Source organism: Escherichia sp. E4930, assembly GCF_005845405.1.
In the GTDB taxonomy this organism is placed as follows: domain Bacteria; phylum Pseudomonadota; class Gammaproteobacteria; order Enterobacterales; family Enterobacteriaceae; genus Escherichia.
The window spans coordinates 654,621-677,230 of the sequence record NZ_VCDZ01000003.1 but is presented as its reverse complement, the minus strand read 5'-3'; the positions used below and the strand labels follow the sequence as shown (position 1 = coordinate 677,230).

Annotated in this window: 15 protein-coding genes and 1 pseudogene; 6 read left to right on the top strand and 10 right to left on the bottom strand. The window is 51.0% G+C overall.

Annotated features, from left to right (window positions below; translation table 11 throughout):
* Nucleotides 1-14: 14 nt before the first annotated feature.
* Nucleotides 15-1,268, top strand: coding sequence for a lactose permease (lacY, locus tag FFT88_RS06760; protein ID WP_135404432.1), 1,254 nt, complete (start codon nt 15-17; stop codon nt 1,266-1,268).
* A gap of 65 nt (nt 1,269-1,333) precedes the next feature.
* Complete coding sequence (gene lacA, locus FFT88_RS06755) at nt 1,334-1,945, top strand: galactoside O-acetyltransferase (protein WP_135404476.1); 612 nt, start codon at nt 1,334-1,336, stop codon at nt 1,943-1,945.
* A gap of 102 nt (nt 1,946-2,047) precedes the next feature.
* Here the strand turns inward: lacA and cynX are convergent, their stop codons facing one another.
* From cynX to cynT, 3 genes are read right to left on the bottom strand one after another with little or no spacing between them, the layout of a single operon-like run.
* Nucleotides 2,048-3,229, bottom strand: a complete 1,182-nt coding sequence (gene cynX, locus FFT88_RS06750) for a cyanate transporter CynX (protein ID WP_135404431.1) — start codon at nt 3,227-3,229, stop codon at nt 2,048-2,050.
* A 5-nt stretch (nt 3,230-3,234) separates the two neighbouring features.
* Nucleotides 3,235-3,705 carry a cyanase gene (gene cynS / locus FFT88_RS06745; protein ID WP_000616247.1) on the bottom strand — a complete coding sequence of 157 codons (471 nt, stop codon included), beginning with the start codon at nt 3,703-3,705 and terminating at the stop codon, nt 3,235-3,237.
* 31 nt (nt 3,706-3,736) lie between these two features.
* On the bottom strand, nt 3,737-4,396 hold the full coding sequence (gene cynT, locus FFT88_RS06740) for a carbonic anhydrase CynT (RefSeq protein ID WP_135404430.1): 660 nt from the start codon (nt 4,394-4,396) through the stop codon (nt 3,737-3,739).
* Nucleotides 4,397-4,505: 109 nt separating this feature from the next.
* On the opposite strand from cynT, the gene cynR reads away from it, so the two are divergent.
* Nucleotides 4,506-5,405, top strand: coding sequence for a transcriptional regulator CynR (gene cynR / locus FFT88_RS06735; RefSeq protein WP_135404475.1), 900 nt, complete (start codon nt 4,506-4,508; stop codon nt 5,403-5,405).
* A 39-nt stretch (nt 5,406-5,444) separates the two neighbouring features.
* On the opposite strand, the gene codA is transcribed toward cynR, so the two are convergent.
* The 6 genes and pseudogenes from codA to prpB form a co-directional block, all read right to left on the bottom strand.
* A complete protein-coding gene (codA, locus tag FFT88_RS06730; RefSeq protein WP_135404429.1) occupies nt 5,445-6,728 on the bottom strand; it encodes a cytosine/isoguanine deaminase in 1,284 nt (427 codons plus the stop codon).
* On the bottom strand, nt 6,718-7,977 hold the full coding sequence (codB, locus tag FFT88_RS06725; protein ID WP_135404428.1) for a cytosine permease: 1,260 nt from the start codon (nt 7,975-7,977) through the stop codon (nt 6,718-6,720). The genes codA and codB overlap by 11 nt, the downstream gene beginning before the upstream one ends.
* Before the next feature lie 264 nt (nt 7,978-8,241).
* A pseudogene (prpE, locus tag FFT88_RS06720) lies at nt 8,242-10,127 on the bottom strand (propionate--CoA ligase).
* Nucleotides 10,128-10,166: 39 nt separating this feature from the next.
* Entirely contained in the window at nt 10,167-11,618 is a 1,452-nt protein-coding gene (gene prpD / locus FFT88_RS06715; protein WP_001275873.1) for a 2-methylcitrate dehydratase, read from the bottom strand.
* 33 nt (nt 11,619-11,651) lie between these two features.
* Nucleotides 11,652-12,821: a 2-methylcitrate synthase gene (prpC, locus tag FFT88_RS06710; protein WP_089520455.1), complete on the bottom strand. Its 1,170-nt coding sequence runs from the start codon at nt 12,819-12,821 to the stop codon at nt 11,652-11,654.
* A gap of 159 nt (nt 12,822-12,980) precedes the next feature.
* A complete protein-coding gene (gene prpB / locus FFT88_RS06705; protein ID WP_135404427.1) occupies nt 12,981-13,871 on the bottom strand; it encodes a methylisocitrate lyase in 891 nt (296 codons plus the stop codon).
* Nucleotides 13,872-14,109: 238 nt separating this feature from the next.
* Between prpB and prpR the strand changes: the two genes are divergently transcribed.
* Entirely contained in the window at nt 14,110-15,696 is a 1,587-nt protein-coding gene (prpR, locus tag FFT88_RS06700) for a propionate catabolism operon regulatory protein PrpR (protein ID WP_135404426.1), read from the top strand.
* 110 nt (nt 15,697-15,806) lie between these two features.
* Here the strand turns inward: prpR and yahO are convergent, their stop codons facing one another.
* Nucleotides 15,807-16,082, bottom strand: a complete 276-nt coding sequence (yahO, locus tag FFT88_RS06695) for a DUF1471 family periplasmic protein YahO (RefSeq protein ID WP_130206111.1) — start codon at nt 16,080-16,082, stop codon at nt 15,807-15,809.
* 573 nt (nt 16,083-16,655) lie between these two features.
* Between yahO and FFT88_RS06690 the strand changes: the two genes are divergently transcribed.
* Both FFT88_RS06690 and FFT88_RS06685 read left to right on the top strand, forming a co-directional pair.
* Nucleotides 16,656-19,298 (top strand): autotransporter outer membrane beta-barrel domain-containing protein, encoded by a 2,643-nt coding sequence (locus FFT88_RS06690; RefSeq protein ID WP_135404425.1) that lies wholly within the window; start codon nt 16,656-16,658, stop codon nt 19,296-19,298.
* Between the two features lie 559 nt (nt 19,299-19,857).
* The gene (locus FFT88_RS06685) at nt 19,858-22,494 is read left to right on the top strand and encodes an autotransporter outer membrane beta-barrel domain-containing protein (RefSeq protein WP_167851610.1); all 2,637 of its coding nucleotides are present in this window, start codon (nt 19,858-19,860) and stop codon (nt 22,492-22,494) included.
* Nucleotides 22,495-22,610 lie beyond the last annotated feature (116 nt).

Sequence of the window (22,610 nt, the reverse complement as noted above, 5' to 3'; positions counted from 1 at the left end):
TAAGGAAATCCATTATGTTCTATCTAAAAAACACAAACTTTTGGATGTTCGGCTTATTCTTTTTCTTTTACTTTTTTATCATGGGTGCCTATTTCCCGTTTTTCCCGATTTGGCTACATGACATCAACCATATCAGCAAAAGTGATACGGGTATTATTTTTGCCGCTATTTCTCTGTTCTCGCTATTATTCCAACCACTGTTTGGTCTGCTTTCTGACAAACTCGGGCTGCGCAAATACCTGCTGTGGATTATTACCGGCATGTTAGTGATGTTTGCGCCGTTCTTTATTTTTATCTTCGGCCCGCTGTTACAGTACAACATTTTAGTAGGATCGATTGTTGGTGGTATTTATCTTGGCTTTTGTTTTAACGCCGGTGCGCCAGCAGTAGAGGCATTTATCGAGAAAGTCAGCCGTCGCAGTAATTTCGAATTTGGTCGCGCGCGGATGTTTGGCTGTGTTGGCTGGGCGCTGTGTGCCTCGATTGTCGGCATCATGTTCACCATCAATAACCAGTTTGTTTTCTGGCTGGGTTCTGGCTGTGCGCTCATCCTCGCCGTTTTGCTCTTTTTTGCCAGAACGGATGCCCCTTCTTCCGCCACGGTTGCCAATGCGGTAGGTGCCAACCATTCGGCATTTAGCCTTAAGCTGGCGCTGGAATTGTTCAGACAGCCAAAACTGTGGTTTTTGTCACTGTATGTTATTGGCGTTTCCTGCACCTACGATGTTTTTGACCAACAGTTTGCTAATTTCTTTACTTCGTTCTTTGCCACCGGTGAACAGGGTACGCGGGTATTTGGCTACGTAACGACAATGGGCGAATTACTTAACGCCTCGATTATGTTCTTTGCGCCACTGATCATTAACCGCATCGGTGGGAAAAACGCCCTGCTGCTGGCTGGCGCTATTATGTCTGTACGTATTATTGGCTCATCGTTCGCCACTTCAGCGCTGGAAGTGGTCATTCTGAAAACGCTGCATATGTTTGAAGTACCGTTCCTGCTGGTGGGCTGCTTTAAATATATTACCAGCCAGTTTGAAGTGCGTTTTTCAGCGACGATTTATCTGGTCTGTTTCTGCTTCTTTAAGCAACTGGCGATGATTTTTATGTCTGTACTGGCGGGCAATATGTATGAAAGCATCGGTTTCCAGGGCGCTTATCTGGTGCTGGGTCTGGTGGCGCTGGGCTTCACCTTAATTTCCGTGTTCACGCTTAGCGGCCCCGGCCCGCTTTCCCTGCTGCGTCGCCAGGTGAATGAAGTCGCTTAAGCAATTAATGTCGGATGCGGCGCGAGCGCCTTATCCGACCAACATATCAGGATGGAATGATCGCAATGAACATGCCAATGACCGAAAGAATAAAAGCAGGCAAGCTATTTACCGATATGTGCGAAGGCTTACCTGAAAAAAGACTTCGTGGGAAAACGTTAATGTATGAGTTTAATCACTCGCATCCATCAGAAGTTGAAAAAAGGGAAAGCCTGATTAAAGAAATGTTTGCCACAGTAGGGGAAAATGCCTGGATAGAACCACCTGTCTATTTCTCTTACGGTTCCAACATCCATATAGGCCGCAATTTTTATGCAAATTTCAATTTAACCATTGTCGATGACTACACGGTAACGATCGGTGATAACGTATTGATTGCACCCAATGTTACTCTTTCCGTTACGGGACACCCTGTACACCATGAATTGAGAAAAAACGGTGAGATGTACTCTTTTCCGATAACGATTGGCAATAACGTCTGGATCGGTAGCCATGTGGTCATTAATCCAGGCGTCACCATCGGGGATAATTCTGTTATTGGCGCGGGTAGTGTCGTCACAAAAGACATTCCACCAAACGTCGTGGCTGCTGGCGTTCCTTGTCGGGTTATTCGCGAAATAAACGACCGGGATAAGCAATATTATTACAAAGATTACAAAGTTGAATCGTCACTTTAAATTATAAAAATTGCCTGATGCGCTTCGCTTATCAGGCCTACAAGTTCAGTGATCTACGTAGGCCACATCCGGCATGAACAAAGCGTAGGAACAAGCGTCTCATCATGCCTCTTTGACCCACAGCTGCGGAAAACGTGCTGGTGCAAAACGCAGGGTTATGATCATCAGCCCAACGACGCACAGCGCATGAAACGCCCAGTCCATCAGGTAATTGCCGCTGATACTACGCAGCACACCAGAAAACCACGGGGCAAGCCCGGCGATGATAAAACCGATCCCCTGCATAAACGCCACCAGCTTGCCAGCAATAGCAGGTTGCGCAGAGTGATCGAGCGCCAGCAGCAAACAGAGCGGAAACGCGCCGCCCAGACCTAAACCACACACCATCGCCCACAAGACCGGCAATTGCAGCGGCAGCCAGATAAAGCCGCAGAAACCCACCAGTTGTAACACCAGCGCCAGCATTAACAGTTTGCGTCGGTCCTGATGGCGAGCCATAGCAGGCATTAGCAATGCTCCTGCGGCTTGCCCAAGCGTCATCAACGCCAGCAAGGAACCGCTGTACTGCGCGCTGGCACCAATCTCAATATAGAAAGCGGGTAACCAGGCAATCAGGCTAGCGTAACCACCGTTAATCAGACCGAAGTAAAGGCCCAGCGTCCACGCGCGGGGAGTGAATACCACGCGAACCGGAGTGGTTGTTGTCCTGTGGGAAGAGGCGGTCTGGCGGGCGCTTTGCCACCACCAGGCGAAGAACGCAACAACGGCAGGCAGCGCCCACCAGGCGAGTGTTTTATACCAGGTTTCGCTATGTTGAACTAACCAGGGCGTCACGGCGGCGCCAAGTCCCCCACCGCCCATTAGTGCTGCGGACCACAGCCCCATCACCAGTGGCGTTCGCTGCTGAAACCGCCGTTTAATCACCGAAGGCATCACCGCCTGAATGATGCCGATCCCCACCCCACCAAGCAGTGCGCTGCTAAGCAGCAGCGCACTTTGGGGGTAAAGCTCACGCATCAATGCACCGACGGCAATCAGCAACAGACTGATGGCGACGCTGCGACGTTCGCTGACATGCTGATGAAGCCAGCTTCCGGCCAGCGCCAGCCCGCCCATGGTGACCACCGGCAGAGCCGTCAACAGGGCAGCCACGCTAAAGCTCATTCCGCTCGCCTGGCGCAATTGCGGTAGCAGTGGCCCGACGGAGGTGAGCAGTGGTCGCATATTAAGACCAATCAGCACCAGAACCAACAGCATCGTGAACGTCTTTTGATGGTCGCGCATGACTGTCAGAACGGTTTGGTCGGCAGATATTTACCATCTAAGGTGATGACCGCACGTTCGCCACCTTCCGGGTCCGCCACTTTCTTAACGTCGAGTTTGAAGTTAATCGCGCTGATAATGCCATCGCCAAACTTCTCATGAACCAACGCTTTCAGGGTTGTGCCGTACACCTGCAACATTTCATAGAAACGATACATCGTTGGGTCGGTTGGAATACGGTCATCAATGCAGCCACGCAGTGGAATCATCTGCAACAGTAGAATGGCGTCTTCGTCGAGATCCAGCTTCGCCCCGACCTGGCGGGCGGCGTCGGCAGGAAGCGCCTGCTGCCCCAGCAAAGCCGCGGTTACGAAGGCTTCTGCCAGACCGGTACCGTCGGCAATCTCGGCAAATGAGAGATCTTTTTTAGCTTTGCTGAGCAAAATGGCATCGGCAAGATCAAGACGAATATTGCGGTTAATTTGCGACTGAATCATGGTGAATCTCCTGATGGATTAATAAAAAAAGTTACGCTGCGGTTGGCTGGCGTAGCGGTATGGCACAAACGCGAGGATTAGCTGCCAGTGGCACAAACTGGCGGGTTACGCCGTCAAAAGCTGCGATGCTGCCGCTTTCAATGTCGTAGACCCAGCCGTGCAGGGCGATCCGCCCCTCTTCGAGCGCCAGGCGCACCGATGGATGAGTTTGCAAATTAGCCAACTGAGCAATGACGTTTTCACGTACCATCGCCGCAGCTTTTGACGGTAAATCGTGATGCGGGCGCGCCTCATTAACGACGCGGGCTGAATCGGCATAACGCAGCCAGTGGGAGACGGCCGGCATATGGTCCATGCACTGACAGCTGGCAATGGCGGTCATCGCGCCACAGTTGGAATGACCGCAAATCACAATGTCAGATACCCGAAGCGCAGCGACGGCATACTCCACCGAAGCAGAAACGCCACCGGGTTCCGGTCCGTAGGAAGGGACAATATTGCCTGCGTTGCGAATAACGAACAGATCGCCAGGCTCACGTTGCGTCACCAGCTCAGGGACCAGACGGCTGTCGGAGCAGGAGATAAAAAGTGTGCGCGGGCTTTGCTGTGTCGCCAGCTGTTTAAACAAGGCTTCCCGCTTCGGAAATGCCTCGCGCTGGAATTTAAGGAATCCATCAATAATCTCTTTCACCGTTAACCTCTGTCTGTCTCTGGAATGAGAGGCAGACTACTCGCCGATTGTCATAAGGTAAAAGTCTCATTTATGATGAGTTCTATTGGATTTACTTATAGGTTGGCGAATGCTCTCTCGACATATCAATTACTTTCTTGCCGTGGCTGAACATGGCAGCTTCACCCGTGCAGCCAGTGCGTTGCACGTCTCCCAGCCTGCGCTTTCCCAGCAGATTCGCCAGTTAGAGGAAAGTTTGGGCGTGCCGCTGTTTGACCGTAGCGGGCGAACGATTCGTCTCACCGATGCGGGGGAAGTCTGGCGACAGTACGCCAGCCGGGCGTACAGGAACTGGGGGCGGGGTAAACGGGCGATTCATGATGTTGCCGATCTGACGCGAGGATCGCTGCGTATCGCCGTCACCCCCACCTTTACGAGCTACTTTATCGGCCCCTTAATGGCGGATTTCTATGCGCGCTACCCCGGCATCACGCTCCAGCTACAGGAAATGTCGCAGGAGAAAATCGAAGATATGCTTTGCCGCGACGAGTTGGACGTTGGGATTGCCTTCGCGCCTGTGCATTCGCCGGAGCTGGAGGCAATTCCTTTACTGACAGAAAGTTTAGCGTTAGTCGTGGCGCAACATCATCCGCTGGCTGCCTGTGAACAGGTGGCGTTGAGTCGCTTGCATGATGAAAAACTGGTCCTGCTCAGCGCGGAATTTGCCACCAGAGAGCAAATTGACCACTACTGCGAGAAAGCGGGGCTACATCCACAGGTGGTAATTGAGGCGAACTCAATTAGCGCGGTTCTGGAGCTGATTCGCCGCGCTTCCCTTTCCACATTGTTACCAGCAGCGATTGCCACACAACATGATGGGCTTAAAGCGATTTCTCTTGCCCCGCCACTACTGGAGAGAACGGCGGTTTTGTTGCGGAGGAAAAATAGCTGGCAGACAGCCGCCGCGAAGGCATTTTTGCACATGGCGTTGGAGGAATGCGCGGATGTTGGCGGGAATGAATCACGGTAGCCACTGACACAGGTCAGTGGCTCTTCAACACAGAGGAAATTACCGTTTGTAATCGATGGCTTCTGGCTGCTCCAGATATACGGTGGTTTGTGCCGGTTGTGTGCTGGCAATCACTTTACCGCCACGTACCGAATAACGTACCGGAACCTGACGGCGCAGCGCATCAAACCCATTTTCAGCCGGCACGATAATCAGGTTGGCGCTGTTTCCGGCGGCAATGCCGTAATCCTGCAAATTCAACGTCCTGGCGCTGTGGTGGGTGATCAAATTCAAGCCGTCGTTAATCTGCCCGTAGCCCATCAACTGACAAACATGCAGCCCCATATGCAGCACTTGCAGCATATTCGCCGTTCCCAGCGGATACCACGGATCGAAGACATCATCGTGACCAAAGCAGACGTTAATGCCGGACTCCAGCATCTCTTTAACGCGCGTGATGCCGCGACGTTTTGGATACGTATCGAATCGTCCTTGCAGATGAATATTGACCAGCGGGTTGGCGACAAAGTTAATACCGGACATTTTCAGCAAGCGGAACAGGCGTGAGGTATACGCCCCGTTATAGGAGTGCATTGCCGTGGTGTGGCTGGCGGTGACTCGCGCACCCATGCCTTCACGGTGCGCCAGGGCAGCAACGGTTTCGACAAAGCGTGACTGTTCATCATCGATCTCATCACAGTGAACGTCGATGAGACGGTCGTATTTTTGCGCCAGGGCGAAGGTTTTATGCAGCGACTCCACGCCGTATTCACGGGTAAATTCAAAATGCGGAATCGCCCCCACTACGTCTGCCCCTAAGCGTAACGCCTCTTCCAGCAACGCTTCACCGTTGGGATACGACAAAATCCCTTCCTGCGGGAAGGCGACGATTTGCAGATCAATCCACGGCGCGACTTCCTGCTTCACTTCCAGCATTGCTTTCAGCGCAGTTAGCGTGGCATCCGAAACATCGACATGGGTACGCACATGCTGAATGCCGTTGGCAATCTGCCATTTCAGCGTTTGCCAGGCGCGTTGTTTCACATCGTCATGGGTTAATAACGCTTTGCGCTCGGCCCAGCGTTCAATGCCTTCAAACAGCGTGCCGGACTGATTCCAGTTCGGTTGTCCGGCGGTTTGCGTGGTGTCCAGGTGAATATGTGGCTCCACAAACGGCGGTAAAACTAAACCTTGTTCGGCATCCAGGCTGTTTTCAGTTATGGGCATCACGCCGGATTGCGCATCAATGGCGCTGATTTTTCTGTCCAGCAGATGAATCTGCCACAGCCCCTCTTTGCCGGGTAACCGGGCGTTAATAATTGTTTGTAAAGCGTTATTCGACACTGTTAGCCTCCACATGCGTCATTGCAGCTGTCGTTTTACGATTCAAAATCGGGTTAAGGATCAGATAGCTCAGCGCGCCACCTAATACAGCATTGACCGGAACAATTCCCGGTAACCAGTGGCCTGCGGCAATCCCCAGCCCGACCGCCAGAATCGCCACCCAATTGACACTCATCATACGCGTGGTCGCAAAGTGCTCATAGCGGCGACGGTTCATCAGATAGTCGGCGATGATCACGCCCCCTACCGGAGGAATAGCTGCCGAAAGGAAGGTCAACCAGCCGACAAAATTGTTATACAGCCATAATGCGCAGACCGTACCGATAATACCGTTAATCACCGAAAGGGTTTTGCTCGACATACCGGTAATGTTGGCGAAACCTAAACCCGACGCATAGAGCGCGTTATCGTTGGTGGTCCAGATATTCAGCCCCAGCACCACAATCGCAGGCAGCAGCAGGCCCTGAGCAATCATCACATCAGAGATATCTGCCATCCCCAGTGCCGCAGCGCCCGCTGCACCGAAAATAAACATCAACGAGTTGCCGAGGAAAAAGGCCACCATCGCCACCAGCACCGCCAGTTTGGCATTGCGACCAAAGCGGACAAAGTCAGCGGTGAGCGTACCCGCACTGATAAATGACCCCACAACCAGCGCCAGCGCGACATTGAAATCTAACGGTTGTGCGGGAACGACCGCTTTTAATGCGTCCAGGCCGCCCATGCCGTTAACAGCCAGCCACACGGAATAACCGCCAAGGCAGGCGATAGCCGGAACTGCAATCACCGAAAGAACCGTCAGCGCCGAAATGCCAAAGAAGACGGTGACGGTCATCAGTAAACCGGAAACGGCAATCAGCAAATTAATATCCAGCCCAGTTGCCTTGCCCACCGGAATAGCAAACATCGCCACACCAACGCCAAACCAGCCAACCTGGGTGCCGCCCAGCAGCAGTGAAGGCAGCCATGAGCCTTTAACACCAAAAGAGAAGCGAGCAAGAAGATGAGTGGTCAGGCCGGTTTTTGCGCCAATGTAACCAAGAAATGAAGTGTAAATACCGAGGAGAAGATTACCGATGAGGACTGCGAGGAAGAAATCATGATAGCTAAGACCGGTTCCGAGAGTGCCGCCGGTCCACATGCTGGCGGAAAAGAAGGTTAATCCCAGCATGACGAACGTCAATGCCAATACCCCTTTCCGCGCCGACTGCGGGACTGGCCCCTGGCTAAAGTTGTTATCTTGCGACACGAAATTCCTCCTTTTTGCTGTTTGAAACCCAAAAAATCCGCCGCATTCTATTCATCTGAAGATAAAAAGCAATCGTTTTCGTAGGGAGATATATTTTTTATATGAATGAGTGCAAAAAGGTGGGGGAAAATTATCGGTGTAAAAACAGTGGGTAGGCATGATAAGACGCGTCAGCGTCGCATCAGGCATCTGCGCATCAGGCATCTGCGCATCAGGCATCGGCGCATGGTGTCGGATGCGCCACCCGACGCATCCGACACTAACCTACTCTTCCATCGCCTGGCGGATCTGATCCAACGACGCAGGATCATCAATGGTCGTCAGATCCCCCGGATCGCGTCCTTCGCAAATTGCCTGGATCGTGCGGCGCAGCATTTTTCCGGATCGCGTTTTTGGCAATTGCGAGACAAACCAGACGTGCGCCGGGCGGCCAAAGTTGCCAATCTGGCTGTCCACCAGCGCCATAATCGCCTTCTCTTGCGAATGCGCCACATCACGATCTTCCAGACTGTCGCTCTCTTTCGGAATGACAAACGCCACCGCCACCTGCCCTTTCAGCGCATCTTTTACCCCAACCACCGCCACTTCGGCAACGCCGGATGACTGGAGATACTCTCTTCAATCTCGCGCGTCCCCAGCCGATGCCCGGCAACGTTAATCACATCGTCAGTGCGCCCGAGAATAAAATGATAACCGTCAGCATCGCGGATACCCCAGTCAAAAGTGGCGTACACCGGGCGGGAAAACAGCGACCAGTACGTCTTCACAAAGCGGTCGTCGTCGCCCCAGATGGTCTGAATACAGCCCGGCGGCAACGGCCCTTCCACCACCAGCATCCCTTTCTCATTGACGCCGCACGGTTCGCCGGTGACTTCATTGAGCAACTGCACGTTATAGCCATACATCGGCACGCCGGGGCTTCCCAGGCGCGTCGGCCTGTCATCCAGACCGCGAGCAATCGCCATAATCGGCCAGCCGGATTCGGTCTGCCAGTAGTTGTCGATGACCGGCACATCCAGCGTATTGCTCACCCAACTGGCGGTCGGCTCGTCCAGCGGTTCTCCAGCCAGATAGAGCACTTCCAGCGACGAGAGATCGTGTTTGCGAATTTCAGCGGTAGGGAATTTTTTCAGCACGCGAATGGCGGTCGGCGCTGAGAACATCCGGCTAACCTGATATTTCTCGACGATTTTCCACCACACGCCGCAGTCCGGCCAGGTCGGTAATCCTTCGTAAACGATAGTCGCCATCCCCGCCAGCAGCGGCGCGTAGACGATATACGAATGCCCCACCACCCAGCCGATATCCGAAGCACAAAAGAACACGCCGCCCGCTTTGCCGCCAAAAATGGTGTCCATCGAGGTCGCCAGCGCTACCGCATAACCGCCGACGTCACGCTGCACGCCTTTAGGTTTGCCGGTGGTGCCGGAGGTGTAGAGAATGCAGGAGGTTTCGTTGGATTCCAGCCACGCCACCGGCACCCGCGCGCCGATGTGTTGATGGCGCAACGACGCGAAATCGACATCCCGCCCGCTGACGCGCGCCATTTTCGCCAGCCCGCGATCCACCAGCAAAACGTGGCGCGGCTGGTGCTGTGCCTGACTTATCGCATCGTCGAGCAATTTTTTATACGGAATGATTTTGCCACCGCGCGCTCCGGCATCTGCCGAAACAATCAGCACCGGTTTAGCGTCATCAATTCGCGCCGCCACGCTGTGCGAGGCAAAACCACCAAATACCACCGAATGAATAGCGCCAATGCGCGCGCAGGCCAGCAGGATAATATGCGCTTCGGCAATCATCGGCATATACACCAGCACCCGATCGCCACGCTGCACGCCCAGCGAGCGCAGCATTGACGCCACCGCGTTCACTTCGTCATGCAGCTGGCGAAAGGTAAAGGTGCGCTCTTCTTCTGTTTCCGAAGAGACGGCAATCAGCGCCAGCGCCTCTGGCTGTTTCTCCAGCCAGCGGTCGATAGCGTTGTGGCACAAGTTGGTTCGGCCTTCACAAAACCAACGGGCAAACGGCGGATTGCTGTGATCGAGCGTTTGCGTAAAGGGCGTCTGCCAGTCAATACGCCGGGCCTGCTCGGCCCAGAATTGCTCCGGTTCGTTAATCGAACGCTGATAAAATTCGCTAAAAGACATAATGCTCTCCTGTTGAACTTACGCCTTACCGCCGTTTACTTAAATGACGTACAGGTCGAGATACTCATTGACCGGCATCTGTTCGAGGCGAGTTCTGTCGAGAGAAACCTCCAGAATGCGCTGCTGTTGGCGAGTCGGGAACTGGCGCGCGAGATTGATTTTGAATTTATCGACCAGTTTCGGAATACCATCCTGACGGCGGCGAGCATGACCAATGGGGTACTCCACCACCACTTCTTCAAAGCGCGTACCGTCGGTGAACTCAAGGGTTATGGCATTGGCGATGGCGCGTTTTTCCGGGTCGTGGTAGTCAGCGGTAAACGCCGGATCTTCAAAGCAATTGATCTTCTCGCGCAGGGCGTCAATGCGTTTATCTTGCGCAACGTTGTCCTCGTAATCTGCCGCCGTTAAGCGCCCGAATAGCAGCGGGATCGCCACCATGTACTGAATGCAGTGATCGCGGTCTGCCGGGTTATTGAGCGGCCCTTTTTTGTCGATGATGCGAATACAGGCTTCGTGGGTGCGAATGGTCACTTTTTCGATATCCGCCGCCGTTTTGCCTGCTGCCTGCATCTGTTCATAGAGCGTCATCGCTGCTTCAACTGCCGTCTGGGAGTGGAACTCCGCCGGGAAGGAGATTTTGAACAGCACATTTTCCATCACGTAAGAACCGTACGGACGCTGGAAGCGGAACGACTCACCTTTAAAGGAGACGTCGTAGAAACCCCACACTGGCGCAGTCAGGGCTGACGGATAACCCATTTCGCCCGTTTTCGCCATCAGTGCCAGACGTACCGCGCGGGAAGTGGCATCGCCCGCCGCCCATGATTTACGCGTGCCGGTGTTCGGCGCATGGCGATAGGTGCGCAGCGACTGACCGTCCACCCACGCCAGCGAAACAGCGTTGAGAATTTCCTCGCGGGTCAGGCCGAGCATTTCGGCGACCACGGCGGTGGAAGCCACTTTCACTAACAGAACGTGGTCGAGGCCGACGCGGTTAAAGGAGTTTTCCAGCGCGATGCAGCCCTGAATTTCATGAGCTTTAATCATTCCGGTCAGCACTTGTTTCATGGTCAACGGCGCTTTGCCGCTGGCGACCGCGTTGCGCGAAAGCCAGTCCGCCGTTGCCAGAATGCCGCCGAGGTTGTCGGAAGGATGCCCCCACTCCGCCGCCAGCCAGGTATCGTTGAAATCGAGCCAGCGGATCATCGCGCCGATGTTAAATGCCGCCTGGACGGGGTCGAGCTGGAACTGAGTTCCGGGGACGCGCACGCCGTTGGGTACGACGGTGCCGGGGACAATTGGCCCCAACAGTTTTTTACAGGCCGGGTATTCGAGAGCTTCCAGACCGCAGCCGAGAGTGTCGAGCAGGCAGTAATGGGCGGTGTCGTAGGCTACTTTGGAGCTGATTTCGTAGTTCATCACGTAATCGACGATATCAACGATTTCACGGTCGAATTCCGGGCGGATGTTGTTGATTTGAGCTGACATTGGGTACGTTTCCTTATTGTTATGCGTAGAGGTTTACTGGCGCTTATCCAGCGCGACAAACTGGCGGTCTTCCGGTCCAACGTAATTGGCGGAAGGACGGATAATTTTGTTGTCCTGACGTTGTTCGATAATGTGCGCCGCCCAGCCGGTGACGCGGGCGATAACAAACAGTGGTGTGAACATCTCGGTGGGAACGCCCATCATGTTGTAGGAAACGGCGGAGAACCAGTCGAGATTGGGGAACATTTTTTTGCTCTCCCACATCACCGTTTCCAGGCGATCGGCGATGTTGTACATCTTCAGCGAGCCGCCTTCCTGCGAGAGCTGCTTCGCCACGCGTTTGATCACCTGATGACGCGGGTCGGCGATGGTATAAACCGGATGACCAAAACCAATGACCACTTCTTTGTTTTCCACCCGCTTGCGGATATCGGCTTCGGCTTCGTCCGGCGTTTCGTAGCGTTGCTGGATCTCCAGCGACACTTCATTCGCTCCGCCGTGTTTCGGCCCGCGCAGTGCGCCAATCGCGCCAATAATGGCTGAGTACATATCCGAGCCTGTACCCGCAATAACCCGGCTGGTAAAGGTGGAGGCGTTAAACTCGTGTTCGGCGTACAGCACCAGCGAGATATGCATCGCCTTTTCCCAGCTTTGCGATGGCTTTTCGCCGTGCAGCAGATGCAGGAAGTGACCGCCGATGGAGTCGTCATCGGTTTCCGGCTGGATACGTTCGCCGTTATGGCTGTAGTGATACCAATAAAGGAGAATCGAGCTAAGTGATGCCAGCAGTTTGTCGGCAATATCCCGCGCACCAGAGATGGTATGCCCCTCTTTTTCCGGCAGCGTGCAGCCGAGCGCGGAAACCCCGGTGCGCATAACATCCATCGGGTGCGACGCCGCCGGTAAGGCTTCCAGCACGGTACGCACGTTAGCCGGTAAACCGCGCAGGGCTTTCAGTTTTGTTTTGTAAGCGGCGAGTTCGTCACGGGTCGGCAGTTTGCCGTGGATCAGCAGATGCGCCACTTCTTCAAATTCGCAATGTTCCGCCAGATCAAGAATATCGTAACCACGGTAATGCAAGTCATTGCCACTTTTACCCACGGTGCAGAGCGCCGTATTGCCCGCCGGAACGCCAGAAAGTGCTACCGATTTTTTCGGTTTAATGACATGGGTACTGTTTTGCAGGATCGTTGTGTCGCTCATGTTGTCCTCGTCATTGTTATCATTTGTAGGGTCGAGATTGTTGTCGGATGCGACGCCATGCGTCTTATCCGACCTACAGTTCAGTTCACCCCGTAGGCCTGATAAGTCGCGTCAGCGGCGCATCAGGCATCGGTTGTCGAATACAACCAACGGGCGTTTTTATTTCACCTGGCTACGGGCAAACAGGTCGTCGAGCTTATCTTCGTACTGGTAGTAGTTGATGCTTTCGTACAGCTCGTTGCGGGTCTGCATGGTGTCGATGACGCTTTTCTGCGTGCCTTCCTGACGCAGGACGTTGTAGACATGTTCGGCGGCGCGGTTCATGGCGCGAAACGCTGAAAGCGGGTACAGCGCCATCGCGACATGAGCGCTGCGTAATTCGTCGGTGGTAAACAGCGGCGTGGCGCCAAATTCGGTAATGTTGGCGAGGATCGGCACCTGCACCGCATCGGCAAACTGGCGGTACATGGTAAGTTCGGTAATCGCTTCCGGGAACAGCATCTCGGCACCGGCTTCAACGTAGGCTTGCGCGCGCTCAATCGCCGCATCCAGCCCCTCTACCGCCAGCGCATCGGTGCGCGCCATGATCACAAAATCAGGATCGGTTTTCGCATCCACCGCCGCGCGGATCCGATCCACCATTTCTTCTTTCGAGACGATCGCTTTATTCGGGCGATGGCCGCAGCGTTTCGCGCCGATCTGATCTTCAATATGCAATCCCGCCGCGCCCGCTTTAATCATCGATTTCACGGTGCGGGCGACGTTAAAAGCCGAAGAACCAAAACCGATGTCTGCATCCACCAGCAGCGGCAGCGAACAAACGTCGGTGATACGACGGATATCGGTCAGCACATCATCAAGGGTAGAAATACCGAGATCGGGCAGCCCCAGCGAACCTGCCGCCACGCCACCACCGGAGAGATAAATCGCCTGATATCCGGCACGCTGTGCCAGCAGCGCATGGTTAGCGTTGATGGTGCCGACAATTTGCAACGGGGTTTCTTTGCTTAGTGCAGCGCGAAACGCTTTACCTGGAGAGTGTAGAGACATAGCCCATCCTTTGTTATCAACTTGTTATTTGCATTGATAAACACAAAGCAAGGGGTATGCCACAATTGCCTTAATAAAATTAAATGTTTAATTTCAATCTGTTAAATATAAAGTCATGAAGTAATCTGCAAATATGCGTTTCAGTTAACGTTTCAGGCAATGTTTCACCGCGTTTCATTGCAACATTTATGAAACAAGGCTAAACCCAATATTCGGTTTCTTAACTTTGCGGTGCGCTATGGCACATCCACCACGGCTGAATGACGACAAACCAGTTATCTGGACGGTATCTGTAACGCGCCTGTTCGAGCTGTTTCGCGATATCAGCCTCGAGTTTGATCACCTGGCGAATATCACCCCTATCCAGCTTGGCTTTGAAAAAGCGGTGACCTACATCCGCAAGAAACTGGCCAACGAACGCTGCGACGCCATCATCGCTGCTGGCTCTAACGGCGCATATCTTAAAAGTCGCCTGTCAGTGCCAGTTATTTTGATTAAACCGAGCGGCTACGATGTGTTACAGGCACTGGCAAAAGCCGGAAAACTCACCTCTTCTATCGGCGTTGTCACCTATCAGGAAACCATTCCAGCGCTGGTGGCGTTTCAAAAAACCTTTAATTTGCGCCTCGATCAACGTAGCTACATCACGGAAGAAGACGCGCGCGGGCAGATTAACGAGCTAAAAGCTAACGGCACCGAAGCGGTGGTCGGCGCGGGGCTGATTACCGATCTGGCAGAAGAAGCCGGAATGACTGGAATTTTTATCTATTCCGCCGCCACCGTGCGCCAGGCGTTCAGCGATGCGCTGGATATGACGCGCATGTCGTTACGCCATAACACTCACGATGCCACCCGTAACGCCCTGCGTACTCGTTACGTGCTGGGCGATATGCTCGGTCAATCACCACAGATGGAACAGGTACGGCAGACTATTTTGCTGTATGCCCGCTCCAGTGCGGCGGTGTTGATTGAGGGGGAAACGGGAACGGGCAAAGAGCTGGCGGCCCAGGCGATTCATCGGGAATATTTTGCCCGCCACGATGCGCGACAGGGCAAAAAGTCGCATCCGTTTGTTGCCGTTAACTGCGGGGCGATTGCCGAATCGCTGCTGGAAGCGGAGCTGTTTGGCTATGAGGAAGGGGCGTTTACCGGCTCGCGACGCGGAGGACGCGCCGGGCTGTTTGAAATCGCCCACGGCGGCACGCTGTTTCTGGATGAGATAGGCGAAATGCCTCTGCCATTGCAGACTCGCCTGTTACGAGTGCTGGAAGAAAAAGAGGTCACCCGCGTCGGCGGGCATCAGCCTGTTCCGGTGGATGTACGGGTTATTAGCGCCACTCACTGCAATCTGGAAGAAGATATGCAGCAAGGACGTTTTCGCCGTGATCTGTTTTATCGGCTGAGTATTTTGCGTCTGCAATTGCCACCACTGCGCGAGCGGGTGGCGGATATTCTTCCGCTGGCGGAAAGCTTTTTGAAAGTGTCTCTGGCGGCGCTCTCCGCCCCGTTTTCTGCCGCATTACGCCAGGGGTTACAGGCAAGTGAAACTGTGCTGCTGCGCTACGACTGGCCGGGCAATATTCGAGAACTGCGCAATATGATGGAGCGACTGGCGCTGTTTTTAAGTGTGGAACCGACGCCGGATTTAACGCCGCAATTTTTGCAGCAATTATTACCAGAGCTGACACAAAAATCAGGTAACGTCATCGCCCCACCCTTGCTGACACCACGACAGGCACTGGACAAATTTAATGGTGATAAAACAGCAGCAGCGAATTATTTAGGCATCAGCCGGACGACGTTCTGGCGGCGGCTAAAAAATTAAATTGCCGGATGCAGCGTTAACGCCTTATCCGGCCGACAAAAACATGAATTTCAATATATTGCGTTCACCGATAGACGTGCGCATCGGGCTTGTTTACATGAGCTTCAGAATTACTTCTTCTTATAAAGATCTGCCGTGCCGTGGATCTTATTGTCAGTCTGACCGGAGGTCAGAACCAACACATCCGCACCTTTTTCATCCGCTTTTTTGATCAGATCTTCTTTTGCATCTGCGGTCGACATTTCATTACTGGTTGAAATATCACCTATTTTTTCATATTGCGATTCAACTTTTTCAAATTCCGCTTTGGTCATCAATTCAGCGGCATAGACATTTGTGACAACAAAAGCTAACGCACCAACTAAGAGCTTAGTTCCAGTTTTCATCGATGAACTCCATAATGTGTGATTGGCCAATGCCCTGAAGCTAACAGTCATCATCAGGGTTGATTAATAAGTAGTTCAGCGGTTAGGAAAAATCTATAGGAAAAGAGAATATATTTGTATTTTTCTCAACGATAGCCACATTCCCCCAGTTGTTTAATAACGCTCACTACAATTATCGCAGGTGTTCCTTAAATTAATTTTCATAAAAATCTTAAATTCCTTCTTCCGCTAAAATCCAATATAAAATTCACATGAGCCGTATTACTTTTCTGAACAATAAACCACCAACTATATATTGATATGATTTCCATACCTTTTCTTTATTTCACTTACATGCAGTTTAGGATTATTAGATGTATTTTTTCTAAACGACATAAAAAAAACCGCATTAACTCCACTTACAAACCACTAAAACCAATCAATGCAATGAACAACTAACACTTTAATAAATTTATTACATCTAATATTACAGATATTCTTATTTAGTAACTTGCATGTTTGTGCCTTACAAGGCTTCAGGAAGAAAAACAGTGCAATAAAAAGCATCTCGCCATTTAATTTTTAAGGATAAAAGTGAGTGATATGAAACCAGCAAAAAAAAGCTTATCGACACGGGCGATAGCCATTTCTACCATATTATTTACGCCAGTATCCTTGGCTATTACCCCACCTACAAATTCAGATAGTAATGTTATCATTAATAATAATGAAGAGATAAAACTCATTGCGTCAGAAGGCTACGATCCCGGATGGGAGCATTTTAACTCATTGAAAGTAGGTGAAGACTCTAATGGTTCATTACTCATTGATAATCTTTCACTTACCACTTCAGCAGCCAGCATTGGTAATAATGCTGAAGGCTCCGTCACTTTAACAAACCATACCAACTGGCAGTTCGACACCACTACCTCCAATATTTTTTTAGGCACTAACGAAGGCTCCGGTACGTTATACGTGTTAGAAGGTAGTAAGATAAGTGGCCTGCAATCAATAAGAGTTGGTGAGTTTTATGGTGACGCCAGGGGGACGTTGGTTATTGATGGGGAAAGCTCATCAGTCACCTCTAACATTGCTATTGTTGGCGATCAGGGAACAGGGAAAGTATCTGTTACTAACGGCGGTACACTCACTTCCCTGACTCAACTGAATATTGGTTATGTTGACGCCCATTCTCCTCTGTCAGCTAACCAGAGTAGTTATGGAGAAGTTCAGGTTGCCGATAAAAATTCAACAGTGAATGCCCCAAATATACTTATTGGCGGATATAACACATCTTCTACTTCTGATACTACCGGAGTTCTCACTGTCAGCAACGATGGTGTAATCAATGCGAATTCATATATCTGGGTTGGTGTCTCCTCTAACGGAACAGGAATATTAAATATTGGAGGTGCGCAAGGTGAGTCTGCCCAACCTGCTGGTTCAATTAATACTCCCCGAATTTATTTAGGGGGGACAAATGCATCAACCACTTCAATATTAAACTTTAATCACACCAACGCTGATTTTGTTCTGACCTCGTACATAGACGGTAAAGGCCAGGTTAACCAGGTAGGTTCCGGGACAACCACATTATCCGGCGCGAATATCTATACCGGTAATACTTATATTAGCAACGGAAGTCTGCGCGCTGGCACGGTTGATACTTTCAGCCCAAACTCCGATTATATTGTCGACAGTGAAGGCCATCTCGATTTAAACACTTATTCGCAAACATTAAATACTCTGGCGCTGGCTGGAACAGCAACGTTGTCTTCGTATGAACAGGGTCACGCGTTCACGCCGACCACGCTGACCATTAACGGCAACTATACTGCCAATGATGGCCTGTTAGTCATGCATACTGTATTAGGCGATGATAATTCCGTAACGGATAAACTCATCGTAAAAGGGGATACTTCCGGTAGTACCCGCGTCATGGTCAACAATGCGGGCGGTCTGGGCGCGGATACCCTGGAAGGAATAAAAATTGTCGAGGTTGACGGCCTGTCAGAGGGCGTTTTCAGTAAAGAAGGTCGTATTGTTGCCGGTCCCTATGACTACAACGTGGTAAAAAGCGACAACCAGAACTGGTTTTTAACCAGTGAAATTCCCGCAGGACCGTATACTCCGGTACTACCCGTCATCCCGGACCCCGATCCTGAGCCACCTGTAACACCTGAGCCCCCTGTAACACCAGAACCGCCTGTGACACCGGAGCCGCCTGTTACGCCATCTGTTCCACAACCAGAACGAAAACATCTGTATCGCCCGGAGATTGGTAGCTATCTGGCCAATATTCAGGCGGCAAATACGCTGTTTAATACCCGGCTGCATGACCGTCTGGGGGAAACACAATACACCGACCTGCTCACTGGCGAACAGAAAGCGACCAGTTTGTGGATGCGTAACATTGGCGGACATAATCGCTTTAAAGATCGTTCGGATGAATTGAGCACTCAGAGCAACCGTTATGTTCTGCAACTGGGTGGTGACCTCGCACAATGGAGCAGTAATGACCTTGATCGCTGGCATCTCGGCCTGATGGCTGGCTATGCCAACAGCAAGAGTCACACGCATTCCAATCTGACCGGGTACAGCTCACGTGGGCAAATCGACGGCTACAGTGTGGGCATGTATGGCACCTGGTACGCTAATGAAGCGGACAAAACAGGGACTTATGTTGACAGCTGGTTGCTCTATAACTGGTTTGATAACACCGTCTCCGGCGAGTATCTGCCCAGTGAGAAATATCACTCTGACGGCATCACCGCCGCCATTGAAGCGGGTTATACCTTCCGTCTTGGTGAAAGCGCAGATGCCCGCACCAGCTACTGGTTGCAGCCCAAAATGCAACTGACATGGATGGATGTGAAGGCAGACAACCATACGGAAGACAATGGCACGCTTGTTGAGGACAGCACCGAAGGCAACCTGCAAACGCGTCTGGGGGTGAAAGCGTATCTGCAGGGTCATCATGCTATTGATGATCATAAAGAGCGTTCTTTCCAGCCTTTCGTGGAAGCCAACTGGATTTATAACTCCCGCAATTACAGCGTGAAGATGGATCACATCGGCGATGAGATCATCGGCGCGCGTAACACTGGCGAGTTAAAAGCGGGGGTGGAAGGTCAGATTACTCCGCGTCTGCAACTGTGGGGCAACGTCGCCCAGCAGTTGGGTGACAACGGTTACAGCGATACCCAGGGAATGTTGGGCATGAAATATCTCTTTTAATGCCACTTTGCCACCTGTCACGTACAGGTGGCTCTCTTTTTAGATCCACGGCCTTTGTTAGGAAAAATCTACAGAAAAAGGGAATATATTTGTATTTTTCTCAACAATAGCCACATCTCTCCTGTTGTTTAATAACGCTCATGACAATTATCGCTGGTGTTCCTTAAATTAATTTTCATAAAAATCCCAAATTCCTGCGTCCGCTAAAATCCAATATGAAATTCACATAAGCCGCATTATTTTTCTGAACAAAAAAGCCACCAACCATCTATTAATGTGATTTTCATACCTTTTTTTATTTCACTTACATAAGCTTTAGGATTATTAGATGTGCTTTTTTCTTAAACGACATAAAAAAAACCGCATTAACTCCACGTACAAACCACTAAAACCTATCAATGCAATGAACAACTAACACTTTAATAAATTTATTGCATCTAATATTACAGATATTCTTATTTAGCAACTTGCATGTTTACGCCTTACAAGGCTTCAGGAAGAAAAACAGTGCAATAAGAAACATCTCGCCATTTAATTTTTAAGGATGAAAGTGAGTGATATGAAGTTAACAAAACATGCTTTATCAACCCTGTCCATAGCCATTTCAACGATATTATTTACACCCATATCCCTGGCCGTAACCCCACCCACAGATGTAGATAGCGTTGTTATCATTAATAATGGCGAAGAGGTAAAAATCATTGCCTCTGAAGGTTACGATCCCGGATGGGATAATTTTACTTCTTTGACTGTAGGTAAAGACTCTAATGGCTCATTACTTATTGATAATCTTTCATTTATTACTGCCAGTGCTACCGTAGGTAATAACTCTGAAGGTACCCTCACTTTATCCAACCATACCAACTGGCAGTTTAATAGTTCTACATCCAACTTGTATTTGGGTACAAATGAAGGTTCCGGCACGGTATATGTGTTAGAAGGCAGTAAGATAAGTGGCCTGCAGGAACTAAGGATTGGTGAGTATTATGGTGATGCCAAAGGGTTGATGGTTATTGATGGGGAAAACTCATCGGTTTCCTCTAACATTGCTCTTGTTGGCGATCAGGGAATTGGCAATTTACGTATTACGAATGGCGGTACACTCACTACCTCAGCTCAGGTAGCTATTGGATATTCTTATCCAGGCAATAGTGCATCAAAAAATCGTGATAGTTATGGCGAGGTTCTGGTTGATGGTAAAAATTCAACATTGAATGCTAAATATGTTTATCTTGGTGGATTCAGCCCAGATGTTGCTTTTAATACTACCGGTATCCTTACCGTTAATAATGGTGCAACAATCAATGCCAATTCGTTTATCTGGGTTACTCTCGCACCTGGCGCCACAGGCGTTTTAAATATTGGTGGTGCGCAAGGTGAGGCTGAACAGGCTGCTGGTTCGATTAATACGCCATTTATTCATTTGGGAGCCGCAGATGCTTCTTCCTCTTCGATAGTAAACTTTAATCACTCCAGTACCGATTTTATCCTGGCCTCACCTATCCAGGGGAACGGCCAGGTTAACCAGGTAGGTTCCGGGACAACCACATTATCCGGCTCGAATAACTATGCTGGTGATACCTATATAACCAAAGGCAGCCTACGCGCAGGTAAAGAAAATACCTTCAGCCCAAAATCCGATTATATTGTCGACAGTGAAGGCCATCTCGATTTAAACGGTTATTCGCAAACATTAAATACTCTGACGCTGGCTGGAACAGCAACGTTGTCTTCGTATGAAAATGGCCACGCGTTCACGCCGACCACGCTGACCATTAACGGCAACTATACTGCCAATGATGGCGTGTTAGTCATGCATACTGTATTAGGCGATGATAATTCCGTAACGGATAAACTCATCGTAAAAGGTGATACTTCCGGTAGTACCCGCGTCATGGTCAACAATGCGGGCGGCCTGGGCGCGGATACTCTGGAAGGGATAAAAATTGTCGAGGTTGACGGCCTGTCAGAGGGCGTTTTCAGTAAAGAAGGTCGTATTGTTGCCGGTCCTTATGATTACAACGTGGTAAAAAGCGACAACCAGAACTGGTTTTTAACCAGTGAAATTCCCGCAGGACCATATACTCCACCAGAACTGCCCGTCATCCCGGACCCCGATCCTGAGCCACCTGTAACACCTGAGCCCCCTGTAACACCAGAACCGCCTGTGACACCGGAGCCGCCTGTTACGCCATCTGTTCCACAACCAGAACGAAAACATCTGTATCGCCCGGAAATTGGTAGCTATGTGGCCAATATTCAGGCGGCAAATACGCTGTTTAATACCCGACTTCATGACCGTCTGGGGGAAACACAATACACCGACCTGCTCACTGGCGAACAGAAAGTGACCAGTCTGTGGATGCGTAACATTGGCGGACATAATCGCTTTAAAGATCGCTCGGATGAACTGAGTACCCAGAGCAACCGTTATGTTCTGCAACTTGGCGGCGATCTTGCGCAATGGAGCAGTAACGCACTCGATCGCTGGCATCTCGGGCTGATGGCTGGCTATGCCAACAGCAAGAGTCACACGCATTCCAGCCTGACCGGGTACAACTCACGTGGGCAAATCGACGGCTACAGTGTGGGCGTGTATGGCACCTGGTACGCTAACGAAGCAGACAAAACCGGAACTTATGTTGACAGCTGGTTGCTCTATAACTGGTTTGATAACACCGTCTCTGGCGAGTACCTGCCGAGTGAGAAATATCACTCTGACGGCATCACCGCCGCCATTGAAGCGGGTTATACCTTCCGTCTTGGTGAAAGCGCAGATGCCCGCACCAGCTACTGGCTGCAGCCCAAAATGCAACTGACATGGATGGATGTGAAGGCAGACAACCATACGGAAGACAATGGCACGCTGGTTGAGGACAGCACCGAAGGCAACCTGCAAACGCGCCTGGGGGTGAAAGCGTATCTGCAGGGTCATCATGCTATTGATGATCATAAAGAGCGTTCTTTCCAGCCTTTCGTGGAAGCCAACTGGATTTATAACTCCCGCAATTACAGCGTGAAGATGGATCACATCGGCGATGAGATTATCGGCGCGCGTAACACTGGCGAGTTAAAAGCAGGGGTGGAAGGTCAGATTACTCCGCGTCTGCAACTGTGGGGCAACGTCGCCCAGCAGTTGGGTGACAACGGTTACAGTGATACCCAGGGAATGTTGGGCATGAAATATCTCTTTTAATGCCACTTTGCCACCTGTCACGTACAGGTGGCTCTCTTTTTAGATCCACGGTCTTTGTGATCGCGCTCGCATTCAGTCATTTTTACTATAAATATGATGAAGTTAATTCAGCTTAT

Bases quoted from the DNA above. Each gene is read 5' to 3' on its own strand.
- lacY (WP_135404432.1), top strand. From the start codon at position 15: ATGTTCTATCTAAAAAACACAAACTTTTGGATGTTCGGCTTATTCTTT.
- lacA (WP_135404476.1), top strand. From the start codon at position 1,334: ATGAACATGCCAATGACCGAAAGAATAAAAGCAGGCAAGCTATTTACC.
- cynX (WP_135404431.1), bottom strand. From the start codon at position 3,229: ATGCGCGACCATCAAAAGACGTTCACGATGCTGTTGGTTCTGGTGCTG.
- cynS (WP_000616247.1), bottom strand. From the start codon at position 3,705: ATGATTCAGTCGCAAATTAACCGCAATATTCGTCTTGATCTTGCCGAT.
- cynR (WP_135404475.1), top strand. From the start codon at position 4,506: ATGCTCTCTCGACATATCAATTACTTTCTTGCCGTGGCTGAACATGGC.
- prpD (WP_001275873.1), bottom strand. From the start codon at position 11,618: ATGTCAGCTCAAATCAACAACATCCGCCCGGAATTCGACCGTGAAATC.
- prpC (WP_089520455.1), bottom strand. From the start codon at position 12,821: ATGAGCGACACAACGATCCTGCAAAACAGTACCCATGTCATTAAACCG.
- prpB (WP_135404427.1), bottom strand. From the start codon at position 13,871: ATGTCTCTACACTCTCCAGGTAAAGCGTTTCGCGCTGCACTAAGCAAA.
- prpR (WP_135404426.1), top strand. From the start codon at position 14,110: ATGGCACATCCACCACGGCTGAATGACGACAAACCAGTTATCTGGACG.
- yahO (WP_130206111.1), bottom strand. From the start codon at position 16,082: ATGAAAACTGGAACTAAGCTCTTAGTTGGTGCGTTAGCTTTTGTTGTC.
- FFT88_RS06685 (WP_167851610.1), top strand. From the start codon at position 19,858: ATGAAGTTAACAAAACATGCTTTATCAACCCTGTCCATAGCCATTTCA.